At 66.5% G+C, this 8204-nt stretch carries 6 protein-coding genes; 4 read left to right on the forward strand and 2 right to left on the reverse strand.

Going from position 1 to position 8204, the window contains the following annotated elements; translation table 11 throughout:
- Window positions 1–313: 313 nt before the first annotated feature.
- Entirely contained in the window at window positions 314–1303 is a 990-nt protein-coding gene (locus VV867_RS30555) for an alpha/beta fold hydrolase (RefSeq protein WP_275626985.1), read from the reverse strand.
- 75 nt (window positions 1304–1378) lie between these two features.
- A complete protein-coding gene (gene ppsA, locus VV867_RS30560) occupies window positions 1379–3748 on the reverse strand; it encodes a phosphoenolpyruvate synthase (RefSeq protein WP_342523731.1) in 2370 nt (789 codons plus the stop codon).
- 166 nt (window positions 3749–3914) lie between these two features.
- Between ppsA and ppsR the strand changes: the two genes are divergently transcribed.
- The 4 genes from ppsR (at window position 3915) to VV867_RS30580 (ending at window position 7998) form a co-directional block, all read left to right on the forward strand.
- Window positions 3915–4733 carry a posphoenolpyruvate synthetase regulatory kinase/phosphorylase PpsR gene (ppsR, locus tag VV867_RS30565; protein WP_009618715.1) on the forward strand — a complete coding sequence of 273 codons (819 nt, stop codon included), beginning with the start codon at window positions 3915–3917 and terminating at the stop codon, window positions 4731–4733.
- A 203-nt stretch (window positions 4734–4936) separates the two neighbouring features.
- Window positions 4937–5476, forward strand: coding sequence for a retropepsin-like aspartic peptidase RloA (rloA, locus tag VV867_RS30570; RefSeq protein WP_275626987.1), 540 nt, complete (start codon window positions 4937–4939; stop codon window positions 5474–5476).
- 5 nt (window positions 5477–5481) lie between these two features.
- Complete coding sequence (gene rloB / locus VV867_RS30575) at window positions 5482–7008, forward strand: osmotic stress tolerance membrane protein RloB (RefSeq protein WP_109935460.1); 1527 nt, start codon at window positions 5482–5484, stop codon at window positions 7006–7008.
- A 3-nt stretch (window positions 7009–7011) separates the two neighbouring features.
- Window positions 7012–7998 (forward strand): alpha-L-glutamate ligase-like protein, encoded by a 987-nt coding sequence (locus tag VV867_RS30580; protein ID WP_009618710.1) that lies wholly within the window; start codon window positions 7012–7014, stop codon window positions 7996–7998.
- The last annotated feature ends 206 nt before the right edge of the window (window positions 7999–8204 follow it).

Below are 8204 nucleotides of genomic sequence, written 5' to 3' on the forward strand. Positions count from 1 at the left end.
TCCCCCGTAGGAGCGGACCTTGTCCGCGATAGCCGGAGGTTCAGGCGCGATTCGCGGATGAGATCCGCTCCTACGCCACCCCACCCACGCCATTTCCCTGTAGGAGCGCGCCCTGCGCGCGAATCGCGGGCAGGGCCCGCTCCTACAGGCTGCCGTGAGGCATGGCATTTCTCCCGCAGGAGCGGACTCCGTCCGCGATTGGATTCACCGGCCACGCCGGACGCCCCGGCGGCACGGCCAACGGCCCCACCCACGCCATCCCGTAGGGCGCATAACGCCTACGGCGTTATCCGCCGTTTTCGCCGGACACCAATTATCCGCCCTGCGCCGCCCCACCCGCGCCATTCGCCTGCCGGGGCAGCGCCTGGTGTTGCAGCCAGTGCAGGACCTGCGGCCAGACCTCGCGCTGGGCAGCCTTGCTCACCAGCATCTCGACGTGCCCGAAGTTTTCCGAAAAGCCCTGCCGGCGCCCCAAACAGAGGTATTCGCGGACCTCGGAGCCGAACTGCTCGAACAGCTTGCGGCAGGCCCAGGGCGGGTCCTGGCGGTCGCCCTCGGCGCTGACCGCCAGCACCGGCGCCCGCACCTCGGCCAGGCCGGCCCACCAGTCGTTGCCGCGCTCGCCGAAGCGGCCGAACAGGCCGTACCAGCGCAGGGCCTCCAGGGCCAGGCCGATGGGCTCGTCCTCCGGGCCGCGGCGCAGGCGCGGGCCGGGGATCACGCCCATGCGCTTGAGCAGGAAGCGCCCGCTCCAGGCCACCGGCGGCAGCTTCAGTGCCCAGTAGTCGCGGCTGACCTGGCTGCCGAACAGCGCCACGCTGGCGACCTGCTGCGGCGCCAGGTAGCCGCCGCCCAGGGCCGCGGCCAGGCTGGTGCCGCCCAGGGAATGGCCGATCCAGTGCGGCGCCTGGCCGCTCTGCTCGACGACGAAGGCGGCGATGGCCGGCAGGTCGAAGCGCGCGTAGGCGGCGACGCTGTTGCGCGAATAGTCGAGGTTGCGCGGCGACAGGCCGTGGCCGCGCATCTCCGGTATCCATACGTCGAAGCCGGCGCGCGCCAGGTAGGGCCCAAGGCCGATGGCCCTGGGCGAGTACCAGAAGCGCCGGTTGGAGAAGCTGCCGTGCACCAGGATCACCGGCACGCCGCGCTGCTCGCGGTCCGGCAGGCCCAGGCGGGTCAGCGCCAGCTCGACGCTGGGGTCCGGGCTGTTGTTGGGTTTCAGGCGGTAGACGTCCTCGGTGAGGTCGCCACGCAGTTCGGCGCTGACGAGCGCCACGGGGAAGAGTCGGCTACTGCTGTGCATATCGTTGAATGAGCTGGCACGAAAAAGGGCGGGTGCAAGCACCCGCCCTTCCTGAACCCGGAGGTCCGGTTGGCGTCAGGCCTGGCCTTCGGCCAGGAAGAACCAGGTGTCGAGCACCGAGTCGGGGTTCAGCGACACGCTCTCGATGCCCTGTTCCATCAGCCACTTGGCCAGGTCCGGGTGGTCCGAGGGGCCCTGGCCGCAGATGCCGATGTACTTGCCGGCCTTGTTGCACGCCTGGATGGCGTTGGCCAGCAGCTTCTTGACCGCCGGGTTACGCTCGTCGAACAGGTGCGCGACGATGCCGGAGTCGCGGTCCAGGCCCAGGGTCAGCTGGGTCAGGTCGTTGGAACCGATGGAGAAGCCGTCGAAGAACTCGAGGAACTCGTCGGCCAGCAGGGCGTTGGACGGCAGCTCGCACATCATGATGACCTTCAGGCCGTTCTCGCCGCGCTTCAGGCCGTTGGTGGCGAGCAGCTCGACCACCTGGGAGGCCTCGCCGAGGGTACGCACGAAGGGCACCATCAGCTCGACGTTGGTCAGGCCCATCTCGTTGCGGACCTTCTTCATCGCCCGGCATTCCAGCTCGAAGCAGTCGCGGAAGGATTCGCTGATGTAGCGCGAGGCGCCGCGGAAGCCGAGCATCGGGTTCTCTTCTTCCGGCTCGTAGAGCTTGCCGCCGATCAGGTTGGCGTATTCGTTGGACTTGAAGTCCGACAGGCGCACGATGACCTTCTTCGGCCAGAAGGCCGCGGCCAGGGTGCTGACGCCCTCGACCAGCTTCTCGACGTAGAAGCCGACCGGGTCGTCGTAACCGGCGATGCGCTTCTCGACGCTGTCCTTGATGTCCGCCGGCAGGCTGGCGAAGTTCAGCAGCGCCTTGGGGTGCACGCCGATCATGCGGTTGATGATGAATTCCAGGCGGGCCAGGCCCACGCCCTCGTTGGGCAGCTGGGCGAAGTCGAAGGCGCGGTCCGGGTTGCCGACGTTCATCATGATCTTGAACGGCAGCTCGGGCATGGCGTCCACCGAGTTCTGGCGCACGTCGAAGCCCAGTTCGCCTTCGTAGATCAGGCCGGTATCGCCTTCGGCGCAGGACACGGTGACGCGCTGGCCGTCCTTCAGCACCGCGGTGGCGTTGCCGCAGCCGACCACGGCCGGGATGCCCAGTTCACGGGCGATGATCGCCGCGTGGCAGGTACGCCCGCCGCGGTTGGTGACGATGGCGCTGGCGCGCTTCATCACCGGTTCCCAGTCCGGGTCGGTCATGTCGGAGACCAGCACGTCGCCCGGCTGCACCTTGTCCATCTCGGAAACGTCGTGGATCACCTTGACCGGGCCGGCGCCGATGCGCTGGCCGATGGCGCGGCCTTCGACCAGGACCTTGCCCTTCTCTTTCAGCAGGTAGCGTTCCATGACGTTGGCGCTGGAACGGCTCTTCACGGTTTCCGGACGGGCCTGGACGATGTACAGCTTGCCGTCGTCGCCGTCCTTCGCCCACTCGATGTCCATCGGGCGCTGGTAGTGCTTCTCGATGATCAGCGCCTGCTTGGCCAGCTCGGTGACCTCGGCGTCGCTCAGGGCGAAGCGCGCGCGGTCGGCCTTCTCCACGTCGACCACCTTGACCGACTTGCCGGCCTTGGCTTCGTCGCCGTAGATCATCTTGATCGCCTTGCTGCCCAGGTTGCGGCGCAGGATCGCCGGGCGGCCGGCCTCCAGGGTGGGCTTGTGCACGTAGAACTCGTCGGGGTTCACCGCGCCCTGCACCACGGTCTCGCCGAGGCCGTAGGCGCCGGTGATGAACACCACGTCACGGAAGCCGGACTCGGTGTCCAGGGTGAACATCACCCCGGCGGTGCCGGTTTCCGAGCGGACCATGCGCTGTACGCCGGCGGACAGGGCGACCAGCTTGTGGTCGAAGCCCTGGTGCACGCGGTAGGCGATGGCGCGGTCGTTGAACAGGGAGGCGAAGACTTCCTTGGCCGCGCGGATCACGTTGTCCACGCCGCGGATGTTCAGGAAGGTCTCCTGCTGGCCGGCGAAGGAGGCGTCCGGCAGGTCCTCGGCGGTGGCCGAGGAACGCACGGCGACGGCCATGTTGGCGTTGCCGCCGGCCATCTCGGCGAAGGCCTTGCGGATGTCGGCGTCCAGCTGGGCGGGGAACTCGGCGTCCATCACCCACTGGCGGATCTGCGCGCCGGTCTTGGCCAGGGCGTTGACGTCGTCGACGTCGAGGGCGTCCAGGGCGGCGTGAATGCGGTCGTTCAGGCCACTCTGCTCGAGGAAGTCACGGTAGGCCTGGGCGGTGGTGGCGAAGCCACCGGGCACGGAAACCCCAGCACCGGCGAGGTTGCTGATCATTTCGCCCAGGGATGCGTTCTTGCCCCCCACATGTTCGACATCATGGACGCCGAGCTTATCGAGGGAAACTACGTACTCTACCAAGGTGATCTCTCCACTGAATGTTGGAAAAGCTCAAACGGGCCACCGCGACGCTGCCCCTTTTCTGGCCGACGCCAGAAAAATAAGTGACAATGCCCCGGCAGGAGGCCTTGCAAAAGCGCGGCCTATCATACTCAGGATTCTTTCCTACATTAAGGCCCGCAGCGCAATGAAACGTACGGCTTTCTTCATTTCCGACGGAACCGGCATCACCGCCGAAACCCTCGGCCAGAGTCTCCTTGCGCAGTTCGAGAACATCCATTTCCACAAACTGACGCGGCCGTACATCGACACCGAAGAAAAAGCGCGCGTAATGGTACAGCAAATCAACGCGGCTGCGCAGGCGGACGGTGCCCGCCCGATCATCTTCGACACCATCGTCAACCGTGAGATCCGGGCGGTCCTGGCCCAGTCGAACGGCTTCATGATCGACATCTTCTCGACCTTTTTGTCCCCTCTGGAGCAGGAATTATCCGCGGACTCCTCGTATTCCGTCGGAAAATCCCACAGCATCGGCCACAATCCGCACTACATGGAGCGGATCGACGCGGTGAACTTCGCCCTCGACAACGACGACGGCGCCCGCACCCACTACTACGACAAGGCCGACCTGATCCTGGTCGGCGTGTCGCGCTGCGGCAAGACGCCCACCTGCCTCTATATGGCAATGCAATATGGCATTCGTGCGGCGAACTACCCGCTGACCGAGGAGGACATGGAGCGCCTGCAGCTGCCCAACGCCCTCAAGCCCTACAAGGGCAAGCTGTTCGGCCTGACCATCGACCCCGACCGGCTCACCGCCATCCGCAACGAGCGCAAGCCCAACAGCCGCTACGCCAGCTTCGCCCAGTGCGAGTTCGAGGTGCGCGAGGTGGAGAACCTGTTCCGCCGCGAGAACATCGCCTACATCAACTCCACCCATTTCTCGGTGGAGGAGATCGCCGCCAAGATCATGGTGGAGAAAGGCGTCGAGCGCCGCCTGAAGTAGCCCCGCCCGGCCCTGTGACACGGCTCACGCTGCCGCCCGCCGGGGCCCGGCGGGTGTCGTCACACGGGACCTGCGTGCTAGAATCGCGCCCCCGCATCCCTCCTGGGGGCCCACCCGCCCAGCCAAGGATGACTCGCCCGCAGGCCGTGGCGTTTGCCGGATGCCCCCGTTCACTGGCCTACGGCCCCCAGCGCTCAGGACTTATGAGACTCAAGCCCACAGCCCTGCTGCTCCTGCTTTTCCTGGCAGCCTTCGGCGGCCCCGCCGGCGCCGCCGGCAAGACCGTCTACGGGCTCATCGAATACGCCCACGTCGGCCAGCTCGACCAGGTGCTGGCGGCCAAGCTCGACACCGGCGCCAAGACCGCCTCCCTGAGCGCCCGCGACATCAAGCGCTTCAAGCGCGACGGCGAGACCTGGGTGCGCTTCTACCTGGCCACCGACACCGCCGACAGCCAGCCGCTGGAGCGGCCGCTGGCACGCATCAGCAAGATCAAGCGCCGCCACGGCGACTTCGACCCCGACGAGGACAAGGCCTACACCGCCCGCCCGGTCATCGAGCTGGACGTCTGCCTGGGCAGGCTGCGCCGCACCATCGAAGTGAACCTTACCGACCGCAGCGCATTCCAATACCCCCTGCTGATCGGTTCCGACGCGCTCAAGCGCTTCGGCGCCCTGGTCGACCCCAGCCTGAAATACGCCGCCGGCCAGCCCGGCTGCCCCGTTGCGAAACCTGCCGAGTAAAGCCCATGCGCTCCATCAACCTGCACCTGAAGATCCTGATCGCCATCCTGGTGGTCCTGGGCGTTTCCATCACCGCCTACCAGATCTTCATCCTCGGCATACCCATGACCGAGGCGGAAACCGACGACCTGTGGAACATCGACGCCAAGGTCGAGTTCGTCGCCACGCCGAAGACCCCGGTCAAGGTGCAGATGTTCGTGCCGCCGCTGACCCAGGGCTACGTCAGCCTCAACGAGAGCTTCGTCTCGAACAACTACGGGGTGAGCATCAACCGCGCCGACGGCAACCGCAAGGTGACCTGGTCCTCGCGCCGCGCCAACGGCAAGCAGACGCTCTACTACCGCCTGGTGCTGACCAAGCGCTTCAGCGGCGAGCAGCCCAAGGAGAAAGGCCCGATCTTCCGTGACAGCCCGCCCCTGGAAGGCCCGGAGAAGATCGCCGCCGAGGCGCTGATCGCGCCCATCCGCCAGCATTCGGCGGACATCGAGACCTTCGTCAGCGAAACCATCAAGCGCGCCAACAACCTGGCCGACGACAACGTCAAGCTGCTGCTGGCCGGCGACACCAGCCTGGAGAAGCGCTCCTACATCGTCGAGACCCTGCTGGCCCAGGCCCACGTGCCCATGGAGCGCGTGCACACCCTGCGCCTGCTGGCCAACCAGGCGCAGAGCCCGGAACTGTGGCTGCGCAGCTACAACGGCAAGGACTGGCTGTACTTCAACCCGGAAACCGGCGAACGCGGCCTGCCCGCCGACCGCCTGATCTGGTGGCTGGGCGACGAGCCGCTGCTGGCGGTGGAAGGCGGCAAGAAGGCGCTGATCAGCTTCAGCCTGAACAACAGCGAGATGAACGCCATCCGCCTGGCCAAGCTGACCAACGAGAACACCGACGCCTCCTTCCTCGACTACTCGCTGTACGGCCTGCCGCTGTCCACCCAGCAGACCTTCCAGATCATGATCATGATCCCCTTCGGTGTGCTGGTGATCCTGGTCCTGCGCAACCTGATCGGCATCCAGACCCTCGGCACCTTCACCCCGGTGCTGATCGCCCTCGCCTTCCGCGAGACCGGCCTGCAGTGGGGCATCGGCCTGTTCACCGTGATCACCGCCCTGGGCCTGTCGCTGCGCTCGTACCTGGAGCACCTGAAGCTGCAGATGCTGCCGCGGCTGTCGGTGGTGCTGACCTTCGTGGTGGTGATGATCGCCGCCATCAGCCTGCTCAGCCACCGCCTGGGCTTCGAGAGCGGCCTGTCGGTGGCGCTGTTCCCCATGGTGATCCTGACCATGAGCATCGAACGCCTGTCGATCACCTGGGAAGAACGCGGCGCCGCCCACGCCATGAAGGCCGCCATCGGCACCCTGTTCGCCGCGGCCCTGGCGCACATCCTGATGCGCGTGCCGGAGCTGGTGTACTTCGTGTTCACCTTCCCGGCGGTGCTGCTGCTCCTGGTGGCCTTCATGCTGGCAATGGGCCGTTACCGCGGCTACCGCCTGACCGAGCTGTTCCGCTTCAAAGCCTTCCTGAAGGACTGAGCCATGTTCGGCCTGATCAAGCGGTGGAAAGCCCTGGAAGCCAAGGGCATCATGGGCATCAACCGGCGCAACGCGGACTTCGTGCTGAAGTACAACAAGCGCCACCTATACCCGATCGTCGACGACAAGATCATCACCAAGGAGCGCGCCATCGCGGCGGGCATCCACGTGCCGGAGATGTACGGGATCATCTCCACCGAGAAGGAGATCGAGAAGCTCGACAGCATCATCGGCGAGCGCAACGACTTCGTCATCAAGCCGGCGCAGGGCGCGGGCGGCGACGGCATCCTGGTGATCGCCGACCGCTTCGAGGGCAACTTCAAGACCGTCTCCGGGCGCATCATCAGCCGCGAGGAGATCGAGTACCAGCTCTCCAGCATCCTCACCGGCCTGTACTCCCTGGGCGGCCACCGCGACCGCGCGCTGATCGAGTACCGCGTCACCCCCGACCAGATCTTCCGCAGCATCAGCTACGAGGGCGTGCCGGACATCCGCATCATCGTCCTCATGGGCTACCCGGTGATGGCCATGCTGCGCCTGCCGACGCGCCAGTCCAACGGCAAGGCCAACCTGCACCAGGGCGCCATCGGCGTGGGCGTGGACCTGGCCACCGGCATCACCCTGCAAGGCACCTGGCTGAACCGCAAGATCGCCAAGCACCCGGACACCACCAACGCGGTGGACGGCGTGCAGCTGCCGCACTGGGACGGCTTCATGAAGCTGGCCGCCGGCTGCTACGAGCTGTGCGGCCTGGGCTACATCGGCGTGGACATGGTGCTGGACCAGGACAAGGGCCCGCTGATCCTCGAACTCAACGCCCGCCCCGGCCTGAACATCCAGATCGCCAACGACTGCGGCCTGACCGGCCGCGCCCAGGCGGTGGAAGCCCACCTGGTGGAGCTGCAGGCCAAGGGCGTGCAGGAAACCCCGGAAGAGCGCGTGCGCTTCTCCCAGAAGCTGTTCGGGCACGTGCCGACGCGGGAGATCTGACGTAGGGCGAATAACCGTTCGCGGTTATCCGCCGCCATCCGTGCCACCGGGGCGTCCGGCGTGGCCGGTGAATCCGATCGCGGACAAGGTCCGCTCCTACGGGGGAGCAATACCGTGTTTCCCGGCAACCTGTAGGAGCGGGCCCTGCCCGCGAAATCGCGCGCAGGGCGCGCTCCTACATGGGAATGGTGTCGGTGGGACGGCGT

The sequence above is a fragment of the Pseudomonas sp. JH-2 genome (genome assembly GCF_036231725.1).
Classification (GTDB): Bacteria; Pseudomonadota; Gammaproteobacteria; order Pseudomonadales; family Pseudomonadaceae; genus Pseudomonas; species Pseudomonas delhiensis.